This is a genomic window from Ruegeria sp. O5 (assembly GCF_056535105.1).
On sequence record NZ_JBQERN010000002.1, the window covers coordinates 16,601 to 42,982 of the forward strand.

Genomic DNA, 26,382 nt, shown 5'->3' on the forward strand with positions numbered 1-26,382 from the left:
CACGTCCAGCCTGTTTGCGGCAATTATGAAAGTTGTTCCACCGCCCAGCGCGCTGCGTCTGCCACGGTTTCATCCGGGTCATCTGTCAAACTCTGGGCCGCAGCCCTCAGTTTCGACTGCCCCGAGTTTCCAATGGCATAAAGCACGTTGCGCACAAACCGGTCGCGCCCAATCCGTTTGATGGGTGAGCCAGAGAACTTCGCTCGGAACGAGGTATCATCAAGTGCCACCAGCTCTTCCAACGCAGGCGCTGCCAGATCTTCACGCGCGGCATAGCGTATGTCACTTGCGGCAACCGCAAACTTGTTCCACGGGCAAGCTGCCAGGCAATCATCACAGCCGTAGATTCGATTGCCCAGCTTTCCGCGAAGTTCAGGCTCTACAGGGCCTTTATGTTCGATGGTCAGATAGGAGATGCACCGCCGTGCATCCAATTGATACGGGCCTGGAAAGGCGTCCGTGGGGCAGCTGTCCAAACAGGCCCGACAAGACCCGCAGCGATCAATCTCAGCAGAATCAGCGGGTATATCCAATGTTGAAAAAACAGACCCTATAAAGGCCCAATTACCCCATTCCCGACTGACAAGATTTGTGTGTTTCCCCTGCCAGCCCAACCCGGCGGCCTGCCCCAAGGCTTTCTCTGGCACGGGTGCAGTGTCAACAAACACCTTAACCTCGCCGCCCGCCTCGGCAATCAGCCACCGCGCCAGACGCTTCAGTCGCTTTTTGACCAGATCATGATAGTCTTTGTTCTGCGCATAGACAGAAATCGCCCCGTGGCCGCGTTGCTTCAAGACGTCTGTCGGGTCATGTTCCGGCGTGTAACTCTCGGCCAGCATGATCACTGATCGCGCCTCGGGCCAAAGGGCTGCAGGATCACCGCGCCAATGCGTTCGTTCGGCCATCCATCCCATCTGCCCATGATACCCGGCACCCAGGTACGCGGCCAAACGCTCGGGAACTTCTGGAACATCCCACGGGCGGCAGACACGGCACGCAACAAACCCTTCTTCAAGGGCCTGTTGTACCAGCTTTTCCTTCAAATCAGATCCGCTCTTCATCTGGCCAAAAATATCCTCGGGGGGAATCGCGCATCTGCGCGATGGGGGGCAGACAGCCCCCCTGGCGCACCCTATCAGAAATCCAGATCAGCGTAATGGGGCGGCGGCCGGAAACCCGGCACCTGATCCGCCAGAATAGAGCGAAACGCAGGGCGTGATTTGATTTTCGCATACCAATCCTTGACCACCTGACTGCGGTTCCAATCCACGTCCGAGATATAGTCCAGCGAAGACAGATGCGCCGCTGCTGCGAAATCAGCCAATGTCATCTGGTCACCGGCCAACCACCGGCGGTGATCCAGCAGCCATGCCATATAATCCAGGTGGTACTTGATGGCCTTGGCACCCTGTTTGACGTTCTTGCTGTCCGGATAGCCCTGACCCGTCACTTTTTTGTTTACCCGTTCGTACAGCAGCTTCGACGTCACCTCATGGTGGAATTTGTCGTCAAACCAACCAACAAGGCGCCGCACTTCGTATCGGGCTTCGGGGCTTTTTGGCATCAATGGCGGTTCGGGACGGGCTTCTTCGATGTATTCGCAGATCGCTGCGCTTTCCGACATCATTTGTCCGTCCAGACGCAATACTGGTACTTTACCCGCGGGGTTACGGCGCAAAAAGTCGGGGTCCTGTTCCCAGTATCGCTCTTCGACAAGCTCAACCTCGATCTTCTTTTCCGCCAGAGACAGCCGAACCTTGCGGCAATATGGAGAGAGGGGAACATGAAACAGACGCGCCATGGGCTTCCAATCGAACCAGTGAGTACCCGACAGATTTAGCCTTGGCAGGCGATGGGTTTCAATCCTCGAAACAATCTGCGCGACCATCTGCGCGGATGGTGGCCGCCCCATCCAGAATAGATGCCGCCCGCCTGCGCGTTCTCGCCGTCGGGTCAGTGACCGATCTGTTGCGCGGTGACGGCAGAATGGCGGCAATCCGCGCCGCCTGAACCGAGGTAAGTTTTGAAGCACTGGTGTTGAAATACCTTTGCGCGGCAGCCTCGACCCCAAAAACGCCATTCCCGGTCTCAGCAACATTCAGATAGACCTCAAGGATGCGCTGCTTGCTCCAGAAAATTTCGACCACAGGAGTGATCGAAGTTTCCAGTGCCTTGCGTATCCAACTGCGCCCTTGCCAAAGAAATACGTTCTTTACCACTTGCTGTGTAATGGTCGAGGCGCCGCGATTTCCGCCGTCCTCAAGCGCATCGCGAATGGCCTCTACGTCAAATCCCCAGTGCAGGCAGAAATTTGCATCCTCTGCTGCCACGACCGAACGCGCCATGATCGGGGCCATTTCCTCGATCGGCACCCATTCGCGCTCAACCTTTCCCAATCGGCGCCATTCCGACCAGATCGTATGTGTTACAGGTGGGTTCACAACCGAATACAACAGGATTATCGCAAGCAAAGCTCCGGCAGTTGCCGCAACCACACGAGTCAGCCAACGGCGAATCTGGCGCACCGTTGGTGATTTCCTGTTGGATGCCTTGTTTTTCTTACCGCTTGATTTGCGGGCTGCTTTCTTCGCCATACCTCAGCTATACGACGCGCGGTCCGGGTTTAAAACGGCCTAAATCGCGAAGGCACGCGCTTCGCGCGGGTGAACAACCGGGCGTGCGGTTTCCACTGACATCGGATCATGACCTGCCAACTCAGGGAACAAGTGCAAGACCTCGCTCTGCGTTTCACGGTCCGAGGCCGACAACGCATGCCCCGGATAGTAGCTTTCGCTTTTGCCACCATTGGCAATGACGATCTCGTGCTGCTTGAACAAAAGGTGGAAATACTCCACCTCGCCACCTTCCACCCGGGTCACCGATTTTCCATTGACCAGAGCATGTGCGGGAATCAGCGCTTCAGCGTGCCCGGACAGGTACGAGGCCCGCCAGTCTTCAACCAGCATCCGATGCTGAGGCGAAACAAGCAGCGGACGATCCAGGTCGAACACCCCGGCCTCAAACCGGATTGGGGCCAGCTTTCCTTCGGCCGCCACCACTGTACGCCCAACCCAGATCAAAGGCTGGGGGCCATGATCCACTGTGGTGACCAGATCACCGACTTCAAGATCTTCTACCGCGCGTTCCCCATCCGGGGTCATTATCATGGTGCCCGGCGTGAAACAGGGTGGACCCAGATTGCCGACATTCAGTGGCCCCTGTGTGTTGACGAAGGTGGCTGAAACAAATGTTCCCGGCTGCAGGACCTGACCGTCTGTCGGTGTGAATACCCGAGATCCGTCAGCCAGATAAAACGTGGTGCCTGTATAGGTTACGTTCCCGACGCCCGCCACGTTGATGGTAACAGTGTCCCCTGGCCAGGAATTCGTGACGTCCTGACCGTTGACGGTGTCACCGCTTGGCGCATCGATTTCGTTGTCATCATCAGCATCGACTAAAGTGAAACTGCTAACAGCGACTGCCGTTCCCGCAGGCGGCGGGTTTGCTGGATCGAAAGTATAAAACTGATCCTGATACGGTGTTGGCATCCGGTTGCCCCTGTCTGCTTATCATCTGGTGCCTAGTTCGGCCCATGATTGTCGCCTGAGTGTGAAGAAAGATTGGCGATTTTCGGATAAACGGGCAAGACCTGCACTGAAACGTCGTTAACATACGAACCCCGCGTGGTGCAAATGACACGCGGGGCCTTGAGAGACAAAAGGTTTCGGCTTACTCCGCCGGAACTGCTTTGGCTTCAACACTCAGCGGGTGACTGAGTTTGTTCAGCATTTCCTTTGGGCAAACCTGCAGGAAGTTGCCTTTTTCCACATCCCAATGCTGAAGAATATCAGCAGCCTTGCGGCTTTGCGATTCAGCAGCATGGCGCATGATGAGCGTTTTCAGTTGCTCTTCCCAGTGGTCCACAGTGACCGGGCAAGTGACCAGCGTTTCCCTGTTCATCAGCGCCTCGGCCTTGCCTGCGGGATCATACAGATAGGCCATTCCGCCTGTCATGCCTGCACCAAAGTTGGCTCCGATCGCTCCAAGGATAACGGCAACACCGCCGGTCATGTATTCACACCCGTTGGAACCGCACCCCTCGACAACAACCTTGGCGCCAGAGTTCCGGACCGCGAACCGTTCACCGGCGCGACCGGCCGCGAACAGGTACCCGTCGGTGGCCCCATAAAGAACCGTATTGCCAATGATCGTATTGTCATCTGCTTTCAGCGGGCTGACCTGTGGTGGGCGTACGACGATCATGCCGCCGGACAGGCCCTTACCAACATAGTCATTGGCATCACCCGACACTTCCAGCTTCAGACCCGGGGCCGCAAAAGCTCCCAGCGATTGCCCGGCCGAGCCTTGCAGTTTCACATGCAGATGGTCGTCCTGAAAGGTGTTCCGCATCCCGAAATTCCGCACAATATGGCTGGACACTCGGGTTCCAACGGTCCGGTGTGTGTTCTGCACGGCATAAGACAGCTGCATCTTTTCACCATCCTTCAGGAACCGGGCCGCATCACGAACGATTTCGGCGTCCAGCGTATCCGGCACCGCGTTGCGCTCTTTGTCGCGGTTGTAGATGATGTTATGTGCCCCATCGACAGTGATCAGCAGCGGGTTCAGATCGAGATCATCCAGATGAGCGGACCCACGGCTGACCTGAGCCAGCAGATCGGCCCGACCGATGATTTCATCAATCGAACGCGCGCCGAGGCTGGCCAGCAGCTCGCGCACTTCCTGCGCGTAGAAGGTGATCAGATTGACGACCTTATCCGCATTGCCGGTGAATTTGGCGCGCAGGGATTCATCCTGCGTACACACGCCCACCGGGCAAGTGTTCGACTGGCACTGACGCACCATGATACAGCCCATTGCAATCAGTGCGGCGGTACCGATGCCGTATTCCTCGGCCCCCATCATCGCGGCCATGACAATATCGCGCCCGGTGCGCAGGCCACCATCGGTCCGCAGGGTGACGCGATCCCGCAGGTTGTTCATTGCCAGAACCTGATGCGCCTCGGTCAGACCCATCTCCCACGGCAGGCCGGCATACTTGATCGAGGTCGCAGGCGACGCGCCTGTACCGCCATTGTGACCCGAAATAAGGATAATATCCGCTTTCGCCTTGGCCACACCGGCAGCAATCGTGCCGACGCCCGAGGACGCAACCAGCTTGACCGTCACCTTGCAGCGCGGGTTGATCTGCTTCAGGTCGTAGATCAGCTGCGCCAGATCCTCGATCGAGTAGATATCGTGGTGCGGCGGCGGTGAGATCAGCGTCACGCCCTTGGTCGAATGGCGCAGGCGCGCAATAAGGTCAGTAACCTTCATACCCGGCAACTGGCCACCCTCACCGGGTTTTGCACCCTGAGCGACCTTGATCTCAAGCTCCTCACACTGGTTGAGGTATTCCGCAGTCACGCCAAACCGGCCTGAAGCCACCTGTTTGATCTTGGCCGAAGGGTTGTCGCCATTGGGCTCCGGCACGAAATGAGCCGGATCTTCGCCACCTTCGCCGCTATCGGATTTCGCACCGATCCGGTTCATCGCCACGTTCAGTGTCTTATGCGCTTCGGGCGACAATGCGCCCAGCGACATACCTGGTGTGACAAAGCGTTTGCGGATTGAGGTGATCGATTCCACCTCTTCGATCGGCACCGGCTTGCCCAGTGGTTTGAAATCCATCAGGTCGCGCAGATGGATCGGCGGGTTCGATTGCATCTTGGCAGAATACTGTTTCCACAGCTCATACGAGGCCTTGTTGCAGGCCATCTGCATCATGTGCATCGAGGTCGCTTCCCACGCGTGGGTCTCGCCCGATTTACGCGCCTTGTAGAAACCACCGATGGGCAGCACATCCAGACCGCTGCTCCAGCCCTTGGCATGGATTTCCTCGGCCTTGGCCTGAATACCTTTGATGCCTATGCCCGAGATACGGCTGGTCATACCGGGGAAATACTCGGCCACCATGGCACGGCTGAGGCCAACGGCCTCAAAGTTCAGACCACCGCGATAAGACGAAATGACCGAGATGCCCATCTTGGCCATGATCTTCAGCAAGCCCTGATCGATCGCCTCGCGATAGCGCGCGACGTTTTCGGTCAGGCTTCCGTCCAGCAAACCGCGGTCGATACGGTCAGCCAAAGAATCCTCGGCCAGATAGGCGTTCACCACAGTCGCGCCACAGCCGATCAGAACGGCAAAGTAATGCGGGTCTACACATTCAGCCGAACGGACGTTCAACGAACAGAAGGTCCGCAAACCCTGACGCGTCAAATGGGAATGCACAGCGCTGGTCGCGAGGATCATTGGTATCGCAATCCGATCCTCGCCCGACCGCATATCAGACAAGACGATATGCCCGGCACCGGATCGCACCGCCTCTTCGGATTCGGCTCTGATACGGGTCAAAGCCGCGCTCAATGCGCCTTGACCAGCCTCGAAGGTACAGTCGATTTCCGCTAGCGGCGCATCAAAGTTCTCAACCAGCTTGTCCCATTGCGCGTTACCGACAAAGGGGCTTTCCAGAACCACGATCTCGGTCTGGCTGCTGTCTTCATCCAGCACGTTCTTGAGGTTGGCAAACCGGGTTTTCAGCGACATCACGCGGTATTCACGCAAGCTGTCGATCGGCGGGTTGGTCACCTGGCTGAAGTTCTGACGGAAAAAATGGCTGAGCGGGCGGTATTGTTTTGACAAAACAGCCGAGGGCGTATCATCACCCATCGATGCCAAGGCTTCCTTGCCGTCTTCCGCCATCGGAGCAAGGATTTGTTCCAGCTCTTCCACCGAGTATCCAGCAGCAATCTGGCGCTTGCGCAACTCGCCACCCGCAAAGATCGGCGCTTCGGCCACACCCGCAAGCGTTTCGTCCAGATCGTTTATCTTGCCAACCCATTCGCCAAATGGCAGCGCGCGGGCCAATTTGTTCTTGATTTGGGTGTCGCGGTACAGCTTGCCTTTTTTCATGTCGACCGCCAGCATCTGACCCGGCCCCAACGCGCCTTTTTCGGTCACGGTAGCTTCGTTGATCGGCACCATTCCGGCCTCGGACCCGGCGATGACAAGACCATCGCCGGTCACGACGTACCGCATGGGGCGCAGCCCGTTCCGGTCAAGGCCGGCGCAGACCCAGCGCCCATCCGTCATCGCCAGCGCGGCCGGGCCATCCCATGGCTCCATCACCGAGTTGCAGTAGGAATACATGTCGCGCCACGCTTGCGGAAGTTCGACCGCCTGCTTGGACCAGCTTTCCGGAACCAGCATGGTTTTTGCCATCGGGGCAGACCGACCCGCGCGCACCAGCACTTCGAAAACCGAGTCTAATGCGGCAGAATCTGACGAACCACCTGCGATGATTGGCTTGATATCTTCTGCATAGTCACCAAAGGTTCCGCTGGCCATCCGGATCTCATGGCTTTTCATCCAGTTGACGTTGCCCTTGAGGGTGTTGATCTCGCCGTTGTGGGCCAGCATGCGGAATGGCTGCGCCAGCCACCATTGCGGAAACGTGTTGGTCGAATAACGCTGGTGGTAAATCGCGAATGCCGATTCAAAGCGTTCGTCCATGAGATCGGGATAGAATACAGCGACCTGTTCGGCCAGCATCATACCCTTGTAGATGATCGACCGGCAGGACAGCGACGCAAGATAAAGACCTGAAATGCCCGACGCCAAGGCCGCTTTTTCGATGCGGCGGCGGATGACATAGAGCTCGCGCTCGAAAGTTTCTTCGTCCACACCTTTGGAGTTCGAGATCAGGATCTGCTCAATCTCGGGTCGGGTTGCATTGGCCTTTTCCCCAAGGCAAGTCACATCGACCGGCACGTGTCGCCAGCCATAGATGTAGTAACCCATACGCAGAACTTCGCTTTCGACGATGGTCCGGCACCGCTCCTGCGCGCCGAAATCGGTGCGGGGCAGGAAAACCTGACCAACAGCAATCAGTTCATTCAGCTTTGGTTCATGACCCGTGCGGCGAACCTGATCATAGAAGAAGGGAACCGGAATCTGCACATGGATGCCCGCGCCATCGCCGGTCTTGCCATCCGCGTCCACGGCTCCACGATGCCAGATCGCTTTCAGGGCATCGATCCCGGCATCCACCACCTTGCGCGACCGTTTGCCATCCACGGACACAACAAGGCCCACACCGCACGAAGAATGCTCTTCTGCCTCGGAATAGAGACCATTTTCGGCCATCCACTTGCGTTTTGCTTCTTCTGCCCGCACCCAATCGGCATCATATTTGGTCATTGGCTGTCTCCTTCGTCAGAGGGGGAATACATGGCTTCGACCTCGGCTTTGGTCATTTGCCGACGTTCACCTGCGAACGCGTATCCCTCGGGCTTTTTGTCGATATAAAGTTCAAGTTTCAGCGGGTTACCTGTCGCATTTTCAAACAGGCCAGCCGCCATTTGTGTCTGTCCGTGCATCTCACCCGGCAGCGTGATCCGATACCAGAGCGAGGATCCGCAATCGCCGCAAAAAGCACGTTCTGCCCAGTCGGACGAGGTAAATGTCTTGACCGGGCCCAGCGCGGCATAGCCTTCTTTCGCCTGAAAGGTCACCAGCATCGAACTGGTCCACCGACGGCATTGATCACAGTGACACGCCCCCAGAGCATCCCGTACAGGGGTGGCGGTGACTGTGACCGCACCACACATGCATTGGCCTTGAAGTTCCGACATTTCGAACCCTCCTGAAAACTGGGGTTATTCCGCCGCCACGGCAGTTTTGGCGTTGAACCGGTCGATGATCGCGTCAGCGCAGTCGCGCCCGTCACGGATCGCCCATACGACCAGTGAGGCACCGCGCACGATGTCCCCGATCGCGTACACACCTTCCATTTCGGTTTCCCCGGTCTGGAATGCTGCCCTGACCGTTCCCCATCGGGTGACAGGCAAGTCGGGCTGCCCGAACAAGGTGGGCAGGTCTTCAGGTTCAAAACCCAATGCCTTGATCACCAGATCGGCGTCCTCGACATAATCCGCGCCTTCGATCACTTCGGGGGCCTGGCGACCAGATGCATCGGGCTGACCCAGACGCATCTTCTGCACCATCACGCCGGAAACCTTGTCGTCGCCCGTGAATCCCTTCGGTGCACTGAGCCATTCGAATACCACGCCTTCTTCCTCGGCGTTCTGTGTCTCGCGCTGCGAACCCGGCATGTTTGTCCGGTCACGACGGTACAGGCATTTGACCGATGTCGCGCCCTGACGGATCGACGTACGCACACAATCCATCGCGGTGTCACCACCACCGATCACGACAACCTTCTTGCCCTCGGCATTCAGCCGTCCGTTGTCGAAATCCTCAACAGTGTCACCAAAGCTTTTACGGTTTGATGCGGTCAGGAAATCGATTGCCTTCTCGATCCCGGCAAGACCACTGCCCGGCATGGACAGATCCCTCGACTTGTAAACGCCCGTTGCGATGATGATGGCGTCATGCTTTGCGTGAATTTCAGCGAATTTTGCGGCGTCCACGTCGCAGTTCAATACGAACTCGACACCGCCGTCCGCCAACAGGTCGTTACGCCGCTGGACGACTTCTTTTTCCAGCTTGAAGCCCGGAATGCCATACATCAGCAGACCACCCGCACGGTCGTAGCGGTCATAGACCGTGACCTGAACACCGGCCCGACGCAGCATGTCCGCCGCGGCAAGACCACCCGGCCCGCCACCGATAATGCCGACGCTTTCACGGCGCTCTGTCGCAGGGACCACTGGTTTGACCCAGCCTTTGTCCCACGCCGTGTCGGTAATGTACTTTTCGATCGTGCCGATGGTGACCGTTCCGTGGCCGGATTGTTCGATCACGCAATTTCCTTCGCACAAACGGTCTTGCGGGCAGATGCGGCCGCAAATCTCGGGGAAGGTGTTTGTCGCCTGGCTGGTTTCGTAAGCCTCTTCCAGCCGTCCGGTTGCAGTCAGCCGCAACCAGTCGGGAATGTTGTTATGCAGCGGGCAGTGCGATTGACAGTAGGGCACACCGCATTGACTGCAACGGCTGGCCTGTTCTGCTGCTTTCTCGGCAGCGAACTCGGCATAAATTTCGTTAAAGTCTTCTCTGCGGTCATTGGCGGCACGCTTTTCCGGCATGACGCGGTCGATCTGCACAAATTTCAGCATCGGTTGCTTGGCCACGGGTCAGACTCCATGAATTGGCTTGGTTGGATTTCTTTATGCGATGCGCAAACGGATGAAAAGTCATATATGCTGACCTATTGTGAGAATTTTCCACCCCCTCACTCGAAATCTGTGAATTCTTAAAGGAATTTTAGGTACGATTCGGACCTATATGAAGACTTTCCTTTTCCCCACCACCCTTATAGCCATACACCACATAAAAAACGTGGCGGCAGCACGGCAGGGCAGATGAGTCTTTTCCACCTGATTCTCGTGGCAATCATTCAGGGAATAACTGAGTTTTTGCCCATTTCGTCTTCGGGTCACCTGATCCTGCTGCCGAACTTGTCGGGCCTTCAGGATCAGGGTCAGGCCATAGACATCGCGGTGCACGTGGGAACCCTTGGAGCGGTCGTTCTGTATTTCTGGGCGGATGTGAAGCAGGCTCTTGCCGGGGTGCCGCGCGCCCTGACCGGCCGGACAGATACGCCGCAGGCCCGTTTGGCTCTTGGTCTGATCATTGCGACACTTCCAACCGTGATTGCAGGTCTGATTCTGCATCTGACCGGGTTAAGCGAGGCCATGCGTTCGATCGCTGTAATCGGGTGGACGATGCTGGGCTTTGGCCTGCTGCTTTATTGGATTGACCAGAAAGGCCCCCAAAAGAAAGAGGCGTCTGATTGGGGTATTCGCGATGCTTTCGTCATGGGGCTGTGGCAGGTTCTTGCGCTGATCCCCGGAACATCGCGGTCCGGGATCACCATTACAGGGGCACGTCAATTGGGCTATACCAGAGAAGACGGCGCGCGGATTGCCATGCTGATGTCAATCCCAACCATTCTGGCCTCTGGCACACTGCTTGCACTGGATGTGATACGCGACGCTGATGCGCAATTGGCCCGGGATGGGGCCATTGCCGCGGCATTTGCTTTTGTCTCAGCACTATTGGCGCTTAGCCTTATGATGCGACTGCTGCGCAGTGTCAGCTTTACGCCCTATGTGATCTACCGCGTCATTCTGGGCGCAGCATTGTTGTTCATGGCCTACAGCTGATCAGATACGCAGGTTTTTCGCAGAGTTCTGAATGTCATCATACTGCCCCGACGGGCGGAACTTCCACAGATATTCCGGCAGCACCGATTCCAGAGTGGTCGGCGCAATGCCTAGGTCCGCAAAGGACTTGGCCCCGTCAGATACCACGTTGTCATGACGCAGATTCCTGACTTGATCGCGGGTCAAAATGTTGTTCGGGAACAGCTGGAAGCTGACGAATTTTGCGATATCCAGCACACCCGCCATAATCCGGGCAGCAAAAAACGGCAGGCCGACAATGATGCGCCGCCGGTGGACAACTTCAAGCATCTGCTGCATCAGGGCGCGGAAGGTTTTCACTTCCGGCCCGCCAAGCTCGTACACGCCCGGCTCAGCCTGCCCCAGAATACCTTTGACCGCTGCATGGGCCACGTCGTCCACGTAGACGGGTTGGAATTTGGTCTCAGCACCAACCACTGGCAGGAACGGACCCATGCGTGTCATCCCAGCAAATCGGTTAAAGAACTGATCCTCGGTACCGAAGATTACAGATGGGCGAAGGATCACCGCATCCGGTATGTGCTTCAGCACACCTGCCTCGCCCAGCGCTTTGGTCCGGGCATAATCGCTGGCCGCGTTTGCATCCGCACCGATGGCCGAAATATGCACCATTCGACCAATGTCCTGCTGTGCAGCCAGGCGTGCAATACGCTCGGCCCCTTCGGCCTGAACGGCATCAAACGCGTTCTTGCCCAGTTCATTCAGCACACCTACGCAGTTCACCACGACATCGGCGCTCTGCATCGCCAGCGCGACCGAGGCGTCATCGCGGATATTGCACAGCACAGGCTCAACCTGTCCCACGACGCCATAGGGTTTCACGAACATGGCTTCGTTCGGGCGTCGTACAGCCACCCGCACACGCCACCCCTCACTCGCCATACGTCGCGCGATGTAGCGACCGACAAATCCCGATCCGCCATAAATCGTCACCAGTTTCGACATGAGAGGGCTCCTGCTGAGAAATTGCGCTCTAGAACTAACGCTCGCAGGCCAGCCAAACAAGGCACTAATTCGCCGCGCCGGTCATGAAATACTCAGGCCAAAATCTCAGTTCGAAAACCGAATTCAAAAAACTTTCAAAATTCATTCAGAATCCGGTTGACGCCCCCCGCCAGTCAGCTTAAACGCCGCTCCACGACACCTGCCCAGGTGGCGGAATTGGTAGACGCGCTAGCTTCAGGTGCTAGTGTCCGTATGGACGTGGAGGTTCGAGTCCTCTCCTGGGCACCATTTATTCCTCAAAAATATATAAATTCCAAGAACTTAACGGGAAGTTCAGACCTGTAAAGGTGACACAAGAGGTGACGCAATGCCTCTAATCATCTTTGCAGCAGAAGCGATTCTGATCATGGCTAGATATACTGAACAAAAGAACTCCAATGGTGTTTGGTAATTTCGTGGGCGTGTTCCCCCAGACGTTCGAAAGCACTACCCCAAGCTAAGCAAGCGAAACAACCTCGATTTGCTCTCCAAACGAAAGACCCCAAGGAAGCGACTGTTCTGGCTCAGAGAAATGTCACCGAACAAGATGGGTTATGGAAAAGTATCAGAAGGGCCGAAAGAGTATTTCAGGTTGATGGGAAAAGACCCCGAAAGCAGGCAGGAAATGGTCGCGCTCGAATAGTCTGTCTGACGTCAGACAGAGGTTGAAAACGCCCAGTCCGAGAACAAAAGGAGGCACCATCATGGCGATGGCGGCGGGATTATCGATAAGGGCGGATATATCTTTGGCGGCAAAAAGCGGAAACTTTCTTCTCCGTTGTTTTGCGACGGAAAAGTGTGCTCCTCAGCAACAGGTACTTTTGAGCACTGTCGTTGGAATGAATGCATACCCGGCAACATTGCAGATCGTTCAGACCTGAGTGGGTAACGCAGAGGTTCGAAATCTGGCAGGCGGTTGCCCGATCTCTTTCTTGAACGCGCGACTGAACGCTGCTTCTGAGGAATACCCACTCAGATCCGCGGCCTCGGCAACACTGACACCTTTCTCTACCAACGCGCTGCGGGCAATCTGCATACGCCATGCAGTCACATATTGCATCGGTGTGATCCCAAGCTTCTCGGAAAACCGCATTGCGAAACTTGTCCGAGACAATGCCGCCCTGTTGGCCAAAGAATCGACACTCCACTGCGCAGTCGGGTCATTGTGGAACGCCGTCAATGCGCGGGTAAGATGAACATCGGCGAAACCTGCGAGTTTTCCCCCTGTTCTGGCGGTATCTTCGATATGGCACCGGATAGCCTGCGCAAAAATCGCCTCTGACATCTTCAGCGCTATCAAATCACCTCCAAAACGGCCGAACCCTGCCTCGGACCCTATCACGCGCAACGTCGCTTCCAGCCAATCGCTGGCCTCGGCGCCATAATCCCGGATGACAATGCTTGGCGGCAATCGGTCAAGCAACAGATGCCTTGATCCTTCGGCTAGTGAAAAATGACCACAAATCAGCTGGTTCTCCATGTTGGGGTCGTTGCCGCCATACACCAGAACACCCTTACCATCATAGCCGGACCTTTCCAGCACGTCATCCAGCGGCAAGGCGTCTTCCGGGCCCGAAACACGACAATTCAACGTATGCGCCGCCCCGTGTGGAACCAGGATAAGATCGCCTTTGGTAAGGCGTAGCGCCCGATCTTCTCCTGCGACGCGCACTACGCACTCACCGCGATGTACATAGTGGAACCGGGCCACGTTCTGAAACGCCGGCACCTGGATCCCCCAGGGCTGTTCGCTAAGGCTGGTGCGGAAATACAGTGTCCCCTTGAGCGACAGGCGGGTCAGAATATCACTTAGCAGATCAAGCATGGTTGCTGATATTACCAAGAGTTCGATATCTGTCTACATGTTCGAACGATAGGGCATGTCTTCTGGACGGCAGGTAATTCAAAGACAAGGCAAACTGTACGCATATCAGGGCTTCAATCAACTTTGGAGATTCCAGATGAAAACCGCTTTCCTTTCTGCTGCTCTTGTCGTCGTCGGCTATGCTGCTGTTGCAGATGAGAACAAGATGAACGATCTTGAAATCGCGCATACAGCGTATACTGCCGGTGAAATTGACATCCGCTATGCGCATCTTGCTCTTGCTGTGTCCGACAATAACGACGTTCGGGATTTTGCGAACACAATGATCCGTGATCATGCGGCCGTGAACCAAGCTGCAGGGGCGTTGATCCAACAACTGAATGTAACGCCTCAGGACAACGCCCTCAGCCAGGCCCTGGTTAAAGGTTCGGTCGAGAAACGCGATGAGCTGAGCGGGCTGCGCGGCAAAGCCTTTGATTGCGCCTACGCTCAGAATGAGCTCGCCTATCATCAGATCGTGAACAAAACGGTTGAGGACGAGTTCATCCCCAACACCACCGTTGAGCCGCTCACCAACCTGCTGCAGGATGCTCTTGCCACATTCAAACAGCATGAAGGCCACGCCGAACAGATGGTGTCTGGGCTGGATTGCGGCTGATGGCTGTACTGTCACGCAGAAAGTTTGGTGCCGTACTGGGTGCGGCACCGCTTACTCTCCTGGCTGGCGCATTGGGTGCGTCCACCGGGGCAACCAGCCATCAGGTTTCCATTCGCAAATTCAAGTTCGCGCCTGAGGAACTCGAAGTTTCGGTCGGTGATGAGGTGATCTGGACCAATCTGGACATCGCGCCTCACACCGCAACGGAACAAGAGATGCAAGATTGGGACACCGGGCCGCTAGAGCGGAACGAAAAGGCAGCCGTGGTATTCGACAAACCCGGGGTTTATGCCTATTTCTGCATGTTTCACCCGCATATGAAGGGGGCTATCGTAGTGAAAGATTAATCAGCGGCTAAACGCGGGGAACTGAGCGTCGCCGTGTTTTGATTTCTTCATCAGAGTCACCTCATTCACCCGTAAAAAACCTACGTCCAAACGCCCCAATTATTCGGTGAGATTTCCACCCGGCGCGTTTGGTAATACGATTACAGCAACATCAGACCACACTCATCGCTCGGCAATCAGACACCCGCAGACGCGTGCCAGGCAAATGAGTATTCCAATGGCTTTACACCCGGCGTGCCTGTTCAACCCGCGGCCGAAGAATACGAAAAGCACACCTGCAAGAACGAGGGAGTGTCAGAGGCAGAGTATACGCGCAAAGTTGTCGTGATATTCGGTGGCGGACCAATTCCATTCCTAAAATCCTGCTGTTTTGTCACGTTTTCCTTTTGGATTGAAATAACGCGTCGCACCCGAAGAAATCGCACGCCATTATGCGCGGCGCCTTCAGATGCACTGGTTGGTCACCGCAGGGTTATTGTGTTGAATTCGGGCCTTCAGGATGCTTTCTGCTTTGGCCTTCTTAAGAGGATTACGGGTCTATTTCCCCACGATCAGCTGGTGGGTGCGGTCTCTGAAATCACAGATTTGAATCGATGTTTCTGGATGCGATTTCGGGAAAAACGACTAAAAGTTCACGGTTGTTTACTCCACCAGCTTGGAACGCGTTGCCGACTTTGGTCCCAAGATTGTGGCCGGAAATTGGAGTAAATTTGGTTTAGGTCTGCGTTTATGCCTCAATTTTGGCGACGGAGAGCGGCCTCTATTCAACTTATTGTTATATTGAAGAAAAATGTCGATCACAAAGGCGTTATTTTTTCGATTTCCGTGGCGGCACCCTTGGTACCTTGCGCCCTGTTCAGTGATGTGAATTGTGGCGCGGCTTTGAAACCCAAGCCGTCTATGGTATTTGCCAAGCGAATCCCTACGCCGCCCGCATTCCGAGGCGTGATGGTGTTCGCAAAAGGGCCATTACGGTTCAGTCGCCGCTGTTACGACAGATGGGCCATGAATGCCTCGACCACACGCTCATACACATCGCGCTTGAAGGGCACGATTTCCGCGATCAGCTGGTCGGGCTCTTGCCATTTCCAGCGGGTAAATTCCGGGTGATCAGTTTCAATGTTGATCTGATCGTCGGCGCCGGTGAAGCGCAGCAGGAACCATTTTTGTTCCTGCCCGCGATAGCGTCCTTTCCAGATGTGGGGCACGATGTCATGGGGCAGGTCATAGGGCAGCCAACCCTCGGTTTCGGCGATGATTTCGACCAGATCAGCCGTGACCCCGGTTTCTTCCCACAGTTCGCGCAGGGCTGCGTCGCGGGGATCTTCGCCCTTGTCCACACCGCCCTGTGGCATTTGCCAGGCGTCTTGTGGGCCGTCGTTTCGCATGCCCACAAAAACCCTCCCCTCGGTATTCATCAGCATCAGCCCGACGCAGGGGCGATAGGGCAGTTTGGCGATTTCTTCGGGGGTCATTCGCGGCCTCATCGGGTTGTTCCGCCCACCTCTAGCAATCACCGGCGCCACAGCAAAGAGGGTGACGTGGGGTTTCGCGTGACAAAGTTGACGCGAACGTCAATCTAGCGGGCAAATTCTGGAGGGAGAGTTCCGCCATGACTGCGTACCCGAATATGCTGGCCCCGCTGGATCTGGGCTTTACCACGTTGAAGAACCGCGTGCTGATGGGCTCGATGCATACGGGGCTTGAGGAAACCGGCGACTGGAACCGGGTGGCCGAGTTCTATGCCGACCGGGCGCGGGGCGGCGTGGCACTGATGGTGACGGGTGGGATAGGTCCGAACCTTGAAGGCTCGGTCCTGCCGGGGGCCTCGATGATGGTGAGTGAAAAGGACGTGGCGCACCATTCCATCGTGACGCAGCGCGTACATGACGCAGGCGGCAAGATCGCGATGCAGATCCTGCACGCAGGTCGTTATGCCTATGGGCCGAAATGCGTGGCACCCAGCCCGGTGAAATCACCCATCTCTCCGTTCCCGCCCACTGAGCTGGATGAAGAGGGCATCGAGAAGCAGATCAGCGATATCGTCAACGCCGCCGTACTGGCGCAAAAGGCAGGTTATGACGGGGTCGAGGTCATGGGGTCGGAAGGGTACTTCCTGAACCAGTTCCTTGTGACCCATACCAACAAGCGCACCGACCGCTGGGGCGGGTCTTATGAGAACCGGATGCGTCTGCCGATCGAAGTTGTGCGCCGCACGCGCGAGGCGGTGGGCACCGATTTCATCATCATCTACCGGCTGTCGATGATCGATCTGGTCCCCAACGGCTCGACCCATGACGAGGTGGTGCAACTGGCGCAGGAGATCGAAAAGGCCGGGGCCACGATCATCAATACCGGCATTGGCTGGCACGAGGCGCGGATCCCTACCATCGCCACCAGCGTGCCGCGCGCGGCCTTTGCCTGGGTGACCAAGAAGCTGATGGGCAAGGTGGGGATACCGGTGATCACATCGAACCGGATCAACACGCCCGAGGTGGCCGAAGAGGTTCTTTCGACCGGCTGCGCCGACATGGTCTCGCTGGCCCGCCCGATGCTGGCGGATGCGGATTTCGTGGCCAAGGCGATTGAGGGTGAGGCCGCAAAGATCGCGCCTTGCATTGCCTGCAATCAGGCCTGTCTGGATCACACGTTCAGCGGCAAGCTGACCTCGTGCCTCGTGAACCCGCGCGCCTGTCATGAGACGGAGCTGGTGATTGAACCGGCCAAAACGCGGAAATCCATCGCCATTGTGGGGGCAGGTCCTGCCGGTCTGTCGACCGCAATGATCGCGGCCCAGCGCGGCCACGATGTTACCCTGTTCGACCGCGCTGATGAGGTCGGCGGGCAGCTGAACATGGCCAAGCAGGTGCCGGGGAAAGAAGAATTCTGGGGTCTTGTCGACTGGTACCGCACCATGATGGATGAACTGGGCGTGAAAGTGGAACTGAACCGCGAGGTAGGCGCAGATGACCTGACCGGCTTTGACGAGGTGGTCATCGCCACCGGTGTCAGCCCGCGTGATCCGCAGATACCGGGGCAGGATCGGGACAACGTGCTGAGTTACATCGACGTGCTGCGCGGCAAGGCCGAGGTTGGCAAGTCTGCTGCCGTGATCGGGGCCGGTGGCATCGGCTTTGATGTGTCCGAGTTCCTGCTGGAAGAGGGCCACAGCGCCACGACCGACCTGCCGCTGTGGATGAAGGAATGGGGCGTGACGGACCCGGCTGAGCACCGTGCAGGGTTGGCGCCCGAGGGGCCGCAACCCAGCGCGCCCGCACGTCAGGTCACCCTGTTGCAGCGCAAGAAACAGGCGCATGGCAAGGGTTTGGGCAAAACCACTGGCTGGATTCACCGGGCAACGCTGAAGATGAAGAACGTCAATTTCGTGGGTGGCGTGAATTATGAACGCATCGACGATGACGGCCTGCATGTCAGCTTTGGCGAAGAGCGCGCAGACCCGACGGTGATCGCGGCCGATACCATTGTGTTATGTGCCGGTCAGGTGTCCGAACGGTCACTGGCGGACGCGCTGATCGAGCGGGGCATCACCCCCCATGTGATCGGGGGTGCGGATGTCGCCGCCGAGCTGGACGCCAAGCGCGCGATCAATCAGGGCACGCGGCTGGCGGCGAAGTTCTGATCGCCCCGGTTTAGCGTTTCCTAGTCGGACAGCGCGAGTTTTGCACCCAGTGCGCCAAAGGCCGTTGCAAAACTCCGCCTGATCCACTTCATCACCGTTGGACGGCGGATCACATAGTCGCGGGCCAGTGCTGCGCAGCCCCCGTATCCGACGAAGACAACAAAGGTCATGCCCATAAAGGCCAGTGCCAGCTGGATCAGCGCACCCCCTGCGTTCGCCGTGTCGGCTGGCAGGAACTGCGGCAGAAACGCCAGAAAGAACAGCGACAGCTTGGGGTTCAGCACGTTGATGAGCGTTCCCGTGATGGCAATCTTAAAACTGCTTTTCGCGGTCTTGTCGGCGGTGACATCCAAGGCGCCGCCACTCCTGAGGATGCCCCACGCCATGTAGAAAAGGTAAATGACACCAAGGTATTTCACGAGCTGAAACGCCACGGCACTGGTGTGCAGCAATGCGGCAAGCCCGACGATACTGGCCACGGCAGCGGGAACGATTCCCACTGTGCATCCGACCGCGGCGGCAACGCTGGCCCGGAAACCGCGGCCAAGGCCAACGGCCAGTGTGTAGATGACACCGGTGCCTGGCAGCAGCACGACGATCATGGATGTGATGAAGAATTCCAGTGACATTCAAACCCCCTGCAAATGCGCGCAGGGTCGCGAACATCCGCGAAGATGTAAATAGCGATCGGTCCGAGAACAGGGGTTGCGGCCCGGTGTGGCCGCTGGGCGGGGTGGTGAAACTTGGCTTTGAAAAGGGTTTTCGGGGTACCGTGTCCCCGGCCAAAACACCGGGACAGGGCAACGACGATGAAACCGGATTTCCTGACCCCCTCTGTCGTCACAAAAATGCCATTCTAAGATGAACAGAAACGTATGATTGCGTGGAAAACGCAGTATCGCAGGCGTCGGGGCCGGTTTGGAAACCACTGTTTCTGCGTTTCTCATACGCAAACGATCCGATTCAAATCCCTGATATTATCCCATGTATGCCCCGATTCCGCCCAGATTCAGAGCGATAGTCGGGTTGGAAATCAAGATCTGGGGAACGAGAATGGACCGACTGACCGAAATGGAAGCCTTCGCCAACGTGGTGGACCAGGGTGGCTTCACCGATGCGGCCAAGAAGATGGGCATCTCCAAATCGGCCGTGTCCAAACACGTCTCGAGCCTCGAAGCGCGTCTGGGAGCCCGGCTGCTGAACCGCACCACGCGCCGGGTGTCGCCGACAGAAATCGGCCTGGCCTATTATGACCGCGCGCGTCGCGTTCTGAATGATGCGGGTGAAGCGGATTCGCTGGTCACATCGATGCAATCGGCCCCGTCCGGACTGCTGCGCATCAGTGTTGCCACGGATTTCGGCGTCAATCACCTGTCGCCTGTCCTGTCCGATTTCCTGGCCGTCTACCCCGACATCACCGTGAACATGGTTCTGAACAACCGCTATGTCGAACTGATTTCCGAAGGATTTGATGTGGCCGTGCGCATCGGTGAGCTGGAAGACAGCACGTTGCGCGCCCGCAAGCTGACCGAAACGGTCAAACGCATGGTCGCCGCGCCCAGCTATATCGAACGGTTCGGGCGCCCGCAGAAGATCGACGATCTGAACGAACACAAGTTGCTGCACTATTCCAGCCAGTCGTCAGGCAATGTCTGGAAACTGACCGCACCGTCTGGCGAGAAGCGTCAGGTGCGCACCGCGGGTTGGCTGAGCGTGAATGACGGCCAGTCGCTGCTGAACGCGGCCATCTCGGGGCTGGGGATCGCGTATCTGCCCAGCTACCTTTATGCCGAAGCGTTGAAATCGGGGCGGGTTGTCGATGCCATGCCGTCCCTGCCGGACGAGGTACAGGGCATTTACGCCGTTTATCCGCCCGGCCGCTTCACACAACCCAAAGTACGGGCCTTCATCGATTTTCTGGTCGATGCATTCGAAGACAAAAGCCCGATGGATTGGTAGTTTCTCCCTGAAGACCAACCTTTGGCCCGCATGTCAAAGTGCGGGCCTTTTTTTATGAACCGATCACCGTCAGGCCGATGGATCGCGCGGAAGAGCGTAGGCTTTCCATCAATACGTTCTGGCCCGGCGGCGGCGTTTCGGCATTGCGCGCCAGCAATGCGATATCGCGATTGGCATTGGGAATGGACAGCGGGCGCAGCCGTACTTCGTCGCGGTAAATGCCCTGTCTGCGGGCAAACAGATCCGGCAGTACCGCAACCCCAACCCCCGAGGCCGCCATCAAGACAATGGAATCAAGCGTTGTGCCTTCATATTCATCCGAAACCACGCCACCGCATTCGGCTGCCAGCGCATAGACGATGCGCGACAGGCGGTGGCTTTGGTCAAGGGTCAGGAACAGCCGGTTCTGCAAGTCGGCAGCTCTGACGCCCTGGGGGTCCTGCCCCAGAACGTCGTCAACGGCCACCGCAACCCAGAGGGGTTCGTTGAACAAGCGGTGCTGAACGGTATTGGGGTGATCCTCGGGCGTTGACAGGATCAGGTCAAACCGACCGGATTTCAGGCCCTGTTCCAGATCGCGGGTGTTTTCCTCGCGCACGACAATGCGTAATCCGGGGCGCAGGCGGTGCACCTCTTTGATGGCTTGCGGCAGCAGGTACGGCCCGATCGAAGGCAAAACGCCCAGTCGCAACCTTCCTCCGACAGGCATATCGTTGGTCATGGCGTGGCGCAGGTCCTTGACCTCGGCAAGGATCTTTTGCGCGCGCGAGATGAACTCTTCCCCCTTTGTGGTCACCTGAATTCCACCACGGTTGCGGTCAAAGATCCGAACGCCAAGCTCTTGTTCTACGGTTGCAATTTGCGCCGACAGGCTGGGTTGACTGACATTCAGCACCTCGGCGGCCAAACTGAACCGCCCGAGGCGGCTGACCGTGACGATGTATTCCAATTGGCGCAGGGTTGGACGCATTTCATAGCCTGAAACTATATTAAACTTATAAAGATAGTATTTGGCGAAATCAATTTTGCAAGGCACCTAGCCCTGAAACGAGGGATCAGGAGACAAGTATGCCCGGAGTGATCGAGACGCTGTCCAGCAACCTGCTGGTGCCCACCATATTGTTTTTTGCCCTAGGGCTTCTGGCCGCTTTTGTGCGCAGCGATTTGTCTATCCCGGCGGGCGCGGCCAAGTTCATGTCGCTTTACCTGCTGCTGGCCATCGGGTTCAAAGGCGGTGCCAGCCTTGCCGCGCATGGCATCCACCTGCAACTGTTCCTGACCCTGCTGGGCGGCGTGGCCCTGTCCTTTACCATCCCCTTCGTGGCCTTTGCCCTGCTGAGGGTTATGACACGGCTGGATGCGTTAAATGCAGCGGCGGTCGCAGGGCATTACGGCTCGATTTCGATTGTCACCTTTGTCACCGCCACCAGCCTGCTGGATCTGGTGGGATTGACCCATGACGGGTTCATGGTGGCGGTTGCGGCAGCGATGGAGGTGCCGGCCATTCTGTCGGCGCTGTGGCTGGCGCACAAGACCGGCGGCAATGGCGTCAAGGATGACAAGCTGTGGCGTGATCTACTGGCCAATGGATCGATTGTGCTGTTGACCGGGGCGTTCCTGATCGGGGCCATAACCGGGGGTGAAGGCATGCAGATGATCGCGCCTTTCATCGTCACGCCCTTCACTGGCATCCTGTGCCTGTTCCTGCTGGATATGGGGCTTTCGGCGGGGCGCAGCCTGATCAGCAATCGCGACAAACTGTCGGTTGGCCTGTTCGCATTTGGCGTATTGATGCCCCTGATCGGCGCGCTGATGGCCTGGGCCGTCGGTGCGGTGATCGGATTGCCGCAAGGCAGCCTGTTCCTGTTCATGGTGCTGTCGGCCTCGGCGTCTTATATCGCGGTTCCGGCCGCCATGAAAATTGCACTGCCAAAGGCCGAGGCCGGGATTTATCTGACCCTGTCGCTGGGTGTGTCGTTTCCGTTCAACATCACGGTCGGATTGCCGCTGTACCTGTGGTGGGTCAGTTGACGAGCAAGACCGCCTCGACCCGGCGGTTCAGCTCGCGCCCTTCGGGGGTTGCGTTCGAGGTGAGCGGGGACAGATAGCCGACGCCCTGCGCCTCGATCCGGTCGGCGGCCACACCATGCGCATCAATCAGACGGGTGCGGACCGACTCGGCCCGGCTTTTGCTGACCGCGATATTGGCCTGCAACGCGCCGGTGTCATCGGTGTGCCCCACCAGCGCTAGGCGCATCTTGGGGTTTTCGGCCAGATACCCGGCCAGCAGGGTCAGAGAGGCGTATGTCCCTTCGCCCAACGCAACCTCACCGGTTGGGAAATGCAGATCGTCCAGTATCACGTGACCCGATGTTGCCAGCGCCTCAAGCAGCCCGCCCGACCCCTCGACTGCCTGTTCGATCACGACCGGAACAGGGTCCGGTGCATTCTGGGGTGTGACGCGGATCATCTGGACATACCCGTCCGGGGGGTTGCGGCTGACCAACAGGCTGAGGGCAACAGGCCCCTTGGTGGCCGACAGGAACCGGTAATCCTGAATGGCGACATACATATCCGGGGTCGGCACGACCTCGGTGCCAAAGCGGAAATCGAACCCGCCACAGGCGCGGGCATCACATTCGAACAGAATCTTATAGCCCTGCGCCTCGATCTGGTCGCGCAGCGGGGTCAAAAGCTGGAGGGTTGTGCTTGAGCCCGCCTGAAGCCGCCACGTGTAGCGTTCAACCCGGCCTTCGAGGGTGTCAGCAGGCACCGCGCCATTCGCGAAAGGCCCCGTTGGCAGGTCATAGCTGTCCAGCGGCGAGGTGCGGTCGCTGATCTGGCGGGCGCTGGCTGGCAGGGTCAGGTCCTGCGCCAGAACCGGCCCCGCCAGCAGCGTGGCGATAAGGGCGGCTGATCGGATCATCGAAACTGCGCGTGATACTCGGGGTTGGGTACCATTGCCGTGGCACTGGCCACCCGGTTGGACATGTTGAAGAACCCGGCAACATTGGCGATGTCCCAGATGTCGCGGTCGGAAAAGCCTGCGTCGCGCAGGTTCTGGCGGTCGGGCTCTTCGATCTCGGCGCTGGCGGTTGTCATTTTGGCGGCAAAGTCCAGCATTGCGCGCTGCCGGGGCTCGATCGGGGCAACGCGGTAGTTCATCACCAGCATCTCGCCCAGTTGCGGGTTGCCCGAAAGCTGCCGGACCGCCGCACCATGCGCGACCAGACAGTAGAAGCACTTGTTGATCGACGACACGACTACGGCAATCATCTCGCGCTCCAGCTTGGACAGGCCGCTGTTGGCCAGCATCAGATCGTTATACATCGCCGTGAACGTGTTCAGCTTGTCGATATCGAAGGCGTTTGCCTTAAGCACATTCGGCACCATGCCCAGCTTTTCGACACAGATATCAAAATATTTCTGCGTTTCCGGCGGCAGCGGATCGACCATGGGCAGGTTCAGCGCGGTGGGCATGTCTTTCTGTGTCATGGCGACCCCTTTTGTTCAGACAAGGTGACGGTAATGGTATTCACTGGCGATCTCCATCCCGAGGGCGCGATAGAGACCATTGGCACCTTCATTGGCCTTGGTGCAGATCACACTGAAGGTTTGAGCACCGTTGTCACCTGCCCAAATCGCCGCGGCGCGCATGGTCCACTGACCCAGCCCCTGACGGCGGTGCGCGGTCAGGATTTCAAGCGCATGTAGCATCGCGACATCGCCATGCATCGCCACGAAGGCTGCGCCGCTGGGTTGGTCGTTGTGGCGCAGCAGCAGACCGGTTTTGGGACCCTTCGCGCGCTCCATCACCGCCAGACGTTCGGGCCCGATCCCACCAGCCGCCCAGATTTCGCGCATGATTTCAAGCGGCTCCCAGACCGAAAACACCATGACCGGAGGGATCGGCTGATCGGTGAGGTGAGAGACGGGGCACGTATAGATGTTGACCGGATCAAGGATGTCATATCCCCGTTGCGCCAGCTTTGCGTCCAGCGCCTCATCCCCCGGGCGCAGGCAGAAGATGGATTTCTGCCCCATGGCCTGCATCGCGGCCTCAGCCGCGTCGATATCGGCATCGCTGGCCGGGGCCAGCGCATTGGCCGCAGAAACACGCGAGCCACCTCCCTGCCCTTCGCGCAGTTGAAACGGCCCCAGCCTGCGATACCGCGCGGCAGGCCATGTGCCGTCAACGATGTCCGCCCAGTCGCCTCTCAAAGCGCAAGCTCTTTCGCCAGACGGGTCATGGCCGCGTCAATCCGGCTGCCATCGGTGCCGCGCACCACCACGTTGGCCCCAAAGGCCCCATTGATCTGAAACGGATAGCAGCCGATGGACAGATCGCTGAAATCCTCGGCCAGCGCAGACAGGTTGGCGGCGATATCGCCTTCGCCCCGGTCCACGCGCAGGGTTTGCGACAGCAGGGGGCTGCCACCGGTCAGTGTGGGCAGGACGCTGGCGACCATGGCCTGAAACACCAGCGGCACCCCGGCCATCACATGCACGTTCTTCAGGGTGAAACCCGGCGCGGTCGAGACCGGATTGTCGATCAACGTCGCGCCATCCGGGATACGCGCCATGCGCAGGCGGGCGGCGTTCAGTTCCAGCCCGGATTTGTCGTAATGCGCCTGCAACAGCGCGCGCGCGTCGCCGCGAATGTCAATCGGGGTATCGAAGGCGCGCGCAATGCAATCGGCGGTGATATCGTCATGGGTCGGGCCAATGCCGCCGCTGGTAAAGACCGTGTCGTGGCTGTCAGACAGCGCTTTGACTGCCGCTTCGATGGCGGGGGCGTCATCGCTGACGATGCGGACCTCTTTGAGATCGATGCCGTGTTTTGCCAGTTCCTGCGCCAGAAAATGCATGTTTGCATCGCGGGTGCGGCCCGACAGGATTTCGTCCCCGATCACCAGCATTGCTGCGGTTGGATTGGCCATGGCGCGGACTCCTCTTGATCGTCTTCAGGGGCAGGTATAGGCCGTGAGACATGCGTTTTGGAACCCCTCTTGTCCCCGCCCGCCTGATCCGTCGCTACAAACGCTTTCTGGCCGATTGCAGGCTGGATGACGGGCGCGAAGTGACCGCCCATTGCGCCAATCCGGGATCCATGATGGGGCTGGCTGAACCGGGCCAGTTGATCTGGCTTGAGCCCAATGACGACCCGAAGAAAAAGCTGAAATTCGGCTGGCGGCTGGTGGATCACGAAAACGGGCATTTCACCGGGGTCGATACTTCCGTCCCGAACCGCGCCCTGCGGGCAGCGCTTGAGGCGCGCGAGATCCCCGAGCTGGCCGCTTATGACACTGTCCGGCCCGAGGTGAAATACGGGCAAAACAGCCGTATCGATTTCCTGCTGAGCGGCCCCGGCCTGCCAGATGCCTATATCGAGGTCAAAAGCGTGACGCTGTCCCGCCAGCCCGGTCTGGCCGAGTTCCCCGACAGCGTCACCGCGCGCGGCACCAAACATCTGGGCGAGCTGGCACAGATGGCGGCGCAGGGGCACCGGGCGATCATGCTGTACCTGGTGCAACGCACCGATTGCGACCGGTTCGCGCTGGCCGCGGATATCGACCCGGCCTATGCGGCGGCGTTTGAGGTCGCGCAGGCGCAAGGGGTAGAGCGGATGATTTGCGGGACGCGGATTGCGCCGGATGGGGTTTGGGTTGACGTCAGTACCTTTCCAGTAATCAACCAGCATGACCCTGGCCTGCTGACGTAGCCCAAAATGCGCGCGATTG

General features: G+C 58.0%; 23 protein-coding genes and 1 tRNA gene. 8 read left to right on the forward strand and 16 right to left on the reverse strand.

Annotation, left to right across the window (positions count from 1 at the left end; translation table 11 throughout):
• Positions 1-23 precede the first annotated feature (23 nt).
• From queG to ACR0M3_RS04635, 7 genes are all read right to left on the reverse strand, one after another.
• Positions 24-1,061, reverse strand: coding sequence for a tRNA epoxyqueuosine(34) reductase QueG (gene queG / locus ACR0M3_RS04605; protein ID WP_480870899.1), 1,038 nt, complete (start codon positions 1,059-1,061; stop codon positions 24-26).
• A 74-nt stretch (positions 1,062-1,135) separates the two neighbouring features.
• The gene (gene fzlA, locus ACR0M3_RS04610; RefSeq protein ID WP_480909856.1) at positions 1,136-1,801 is read right to left on the reverse strand and encodes an FtsZ-binding protein FzlA; all 666 of its coding nucleotides are present in this window, start codon (positions 1,799-1,801) and stop codon (positions 1,136-1,138) included.
• 58 nt (positions 1,802-1,859) lie between these two features.
• Entirely contained in the window at positions 1,860-2,594 is a 735-nt protein-coding gene (gene mtgA, locus ACR0M3_RS04615) for a monofunctional biosynthetic peptidoglycan transglycosylase (protein ID WP_209598911.1), read from the reverse strand.
• A 39-nt stretch (positions 2,595-2,633) separates the two neighbouring features.
• The gene (locus ACR0M3_RS04620; protein ID WP_480909857.1) at positions 2,634-3,548 is read right to left on the reverse strand and encodes a Hint domain-containing protein; all 915 of its coding nucleotides are present in this window, start codon (positions 3,546-3,548) and stop codon (positions 2,634-2,636) included.
• 181 nt (positions 3,549-3,729) lie between these two features.
• Positions 3,730-8,262, reverse strand: coding sequence for a glutamate synthase large subunit (gltB, locus tag ACR0M3_RS04625; protein ID WP_480909858.1), 4,533 nt, complete (start codon positions 8,260-8,262; stop codon positions 3,730-3,732).
• The gene (locus tag ACR0M3_RS04630) at positions 8,259-8,696 is read right to left on the reverse strand and encodes a GFA family protein (protein WP_480506932.1); all 438 of its coding nucleotides are present in this window, start codon (positions 8,694-8,696) and stop codon (positions 8,259-8,261) included. Before ACR0M3_RS04630 ends, gltB begins: the two co-directional genes overlap by 4 nt.
• A 24-nt stretch (positions 8,697-8,720) precedes the next feature.
• Positions 8,721-10,154 carry an NAD(P)-dependent oxidoreductase gene (locus ACR0M3_RS04635; RefSeq protein ID WP_480506931.1) on the reverse strand — a complete coding sequence of 478 codons (1,434 nt, stop codon included), beginning with the start codon at positions 10,152-10,154 and terminating at the stop codon, positions 8,721-8,723.
• A gap of 231 nt (positions 10,155-10,385) precedes the next feature.
• Between ACR0M3_RS04635 and ACR0M3_RS04640 the strand changes: the two genes are divergently transcribed.
• Positions 10,386-11,189 (forward strand): undecaprenyl-diphosphate phosphatase, encoded by an 804-nt coding sequence (locus ACR0M3_RS04640; protein WP_480538274.1) that lies wholly within the window; start codon positions 10,386-10,388, stop codon positions 11,187-11,189.
• On the opposite strand, the gene ACR0M3_RS04645 is transcribed toward ACR0M3_RS04640, so the two are convergent.
• A complete protein-coding gene (locus ACR0M3_RS04645; protein ID WP_480909859.1) occupies positions 11,190-12,173 on the reverse strand; it encodes a complex I NDUFA9 subunit family protein in 984 nt (327 codons plus the stop codon).
• Between the two features lie 201 nt (positions 12,174-12,374).
• Here ACR0M3_RS04645 and ACR0M3_RS04650 point away from each other — a divergent pair.
• Positions 12,375-12,461, forward strand: a tRNA-Leu gene (locus tag ACR0M3_RS04650).
• A 622-nt stretch (positions 12,462-13,083) separates the two neighbouring features.
• On the opposite strand, the gene ACR0M3_RS04655 is transcribed toward ACR0M3_RS04650, so the two are convergent.
• Positions 13,084-14,037 carry an AraC family transcriptional regulator gene (locus ACR0M3_RS04655; protein WP_480484587.1) on the reverse strand — a complete coding sequence of 318 codons (954 nt, stop codon included), beginning with the start codon at positions 14,035-14,037 and terminating at the stop codon, positions 13,084-13,086.
• Positions 14,038-14,173: 136 nt separating this feature from the next.
• Here ACR0M3_RS04655 and ACR0M3_RS04660 point away from each other — a divergent pair, with 136 nt between their 5' ends.
• Together ACR0M3_RS04660 and ACR0M3_RS04665 are read left to right on the forward strand one after the other, a co-directional pair.
• Entirely contained in the window at positions 14,174-14,695 is a 522-nt protein-coding gene (locus ACR0M3_RS04660; RefSeq protein WP_480556396.1) for a DUF4142 domain-containing protein, read from the forward strand.
• Positions 14,695-15,042: a cupredoxin domain-containing protein gene (locus tag ACR0M3_RS04665; protein ID WP_480909860.1), complete on the forward strand. Its 348-nt coding sequence runs from the start codon at positions 14,695-14,697 to the stop codon at positions 15,040-15,042. Before ACR0M3_RS04660 ends, ACR0M3_RS04665 begins: the two co-directional genes overlap by 1 nt.
• A 989-nt stretch (positions 15,043-16,031) precedes the next feature.
• On the opposite strand, the gene ACR0M3_RS04670 is transcribed toward ACR0M3_RS04665, so the two are convergent.
• Positions 16,032-16,517, reverse strand: a complete 486-nt coding sequence (locus tag ACR0M3_RS04670; protein WP_480909861.1) for an RNA pyrophosphohydrolase — start codon at positions 16,515-16,517, stop codon at positions 16,032-16,034.
• A gap of 137 nt (positions 16,518-16,654) precedes the next feature.
• Between ACR0M3_RS04670 and ACR0M3_RS04675 the strand changes: the two genes are divergently transcribed.
• Positions 16,655-18,682, forward strand: coding sequence for an FAD-dependent oxidoreductase (locus ACR0M3_RS04675; protein WP_480773097.1), 2,028 nt, complete (start codon positions 16,655-16,657; stop codon positions 18,680-18,682).
• A gap of 20 nt (positions 18,683-18,702) precedes the next feature.
• Here ACR0M3_RS04675 and ACR0M3_RS04680 read toward each other — a convergent pair whose 3' ends face one another.
• On the reverse strand, positions 18,703-19,311 hold the full coding sequence (locus tag ACR0M3_RS04680; RefSeq protein WP_480559310.1) for a LysE family translocator: 609 nt from the start codon (positions 19,309-19,311) through the stop codon (positions 18,703-18,705).
• Between the two features lie 424 nt (positions 19,312-19,735).
• Here ACR0M3_RS04680 and ACR0M3_RS04685 point away from each other — a divergent pair, with 424 nt between their 5' ends.
• Positions 19,736-20,641, forward strand: coding sequence for a LysR family transcriptional regulator (locus tag ACR0M3_RS04685; protein ID WP_209505110.1), 906 nt, complete (start codon positions 19,736-19,738; stop codon positions 20,639-20,641).
• Positions 20,642-20,693: 52 nt separating this feature from the next.
• On the opposite strand, the gene ACR0M3_RS04690 is transcribed toward ACR0M3_RS04685, so the two are convergent.
• Positions 20,694-21,611: a LysR family transcriptional regulator gene (locus ACR0M3_RS04690; RefSeq protein ID WP_480909862.1), complete on the reverse strand. Its 918-nt coding sequence runs from the start codon at positions 21,609-21,611 to the stop codon at positions 20,694-20,696.
• A gap of 98 nt (positions 21,612-21,709) precedes the next feature.
• On the opposite strand from ACR0M3_RS04690, the gene ACR0M3_RS04695 reads away from it, so the two are divergent.
• Positions 21,710-22,672 (forward strand): sodium-dependent bicarbonate transport family permease, encoded by a 963-nt coding sequence (locus ACR0M3_RS04695; RefSeq protein WP_480506523.1) that lies wholly within the window; start codon positions 21,710-21,712, stop codon positions 22,670-22,672.
• On the opposite strand, the gene ACR0M3_RS04700 is transcribed toward ACR0M3_RS04695, so the two are convergent.
• Genes ACR0M3_RS04700 through ACR0M3_RS04715 form a run of 4 tightly spaced genes read right to left on the reverse strand, consistent with a single transcriptional unit; the run spans position 22,665 to position 25,581 of the window.
• Positions 22,665-23,567: an OmpA family protein gene (locus ACR0M3_RS04700; protein WP_480538283.1), complete on the reverse strand. Its 903-nt coding sequence runs from the start codon at positions 23,565-23,567 to the stop codon at positions 22,665-22,667. The genes ACR0M3_RS04695 and ACR0M3_RS04700 overlap by 8 nt on opposite strands.
• A complete protein-coding gene (locus ACR0M3_RS04705; RefSeq protein WP_267365930.1) occupies positions 23,564-24,136 on the reverse strand; it encodes a peroxidase-related enzyme in 573 nt (190 codons plus the stop codon). The genes ACR0M3_RS04700 and ACR0M3_RS04705 overlap by 4 nt, the downstream gene beginning before the upstream one ends.
• A 15-nt stretch (positions 24,137-24,151) precedes the next feature.
• Complete coding sequence (locus ACR0M3_RS04710; RefSeq protein ID WP_480909863.1) at positions 24,152-24,862, reverse strand: GNAT family N-acetyltransferase; 711 nt, start codon at positions 24,860-24,862, stop codon at positions 24,152-24,154.
• Complete coding sequence (locus ACR0M3_RS04715) at positions 24,859-25,581, reverse strand: competence/damage-inducible protein A (protein WP_480870891.1); 723 nt, start codon at positions 25,579-25,581, stop codon at positions 24,859-24,861. The genes ACR0M3_RS04710 and ACR0M3_RS04715 overlap by 4 nt, the downstream gene beginning before the upstream one ends.
• 50 nt (positions 25,582-25,631) lie before the next feature.
• Between ACR0M3_RS04715 and sfsA the strand changes: the two genes are divergently transcribed.
• On the forward strand, positions 25,632-26,363 hold the full coding sequence (sfsA, locus tag ACR0M3_RS04720; RefSeq protein ID WP_480506527.1) for a DNA/RNA nuclease SfsA: 732 nt from the start codon (positions 25,632-25,634) through the stop codon (positions 26,361-26,363).
• Positions 26,364-26,382: the final 19 nt, after the last annotated feature.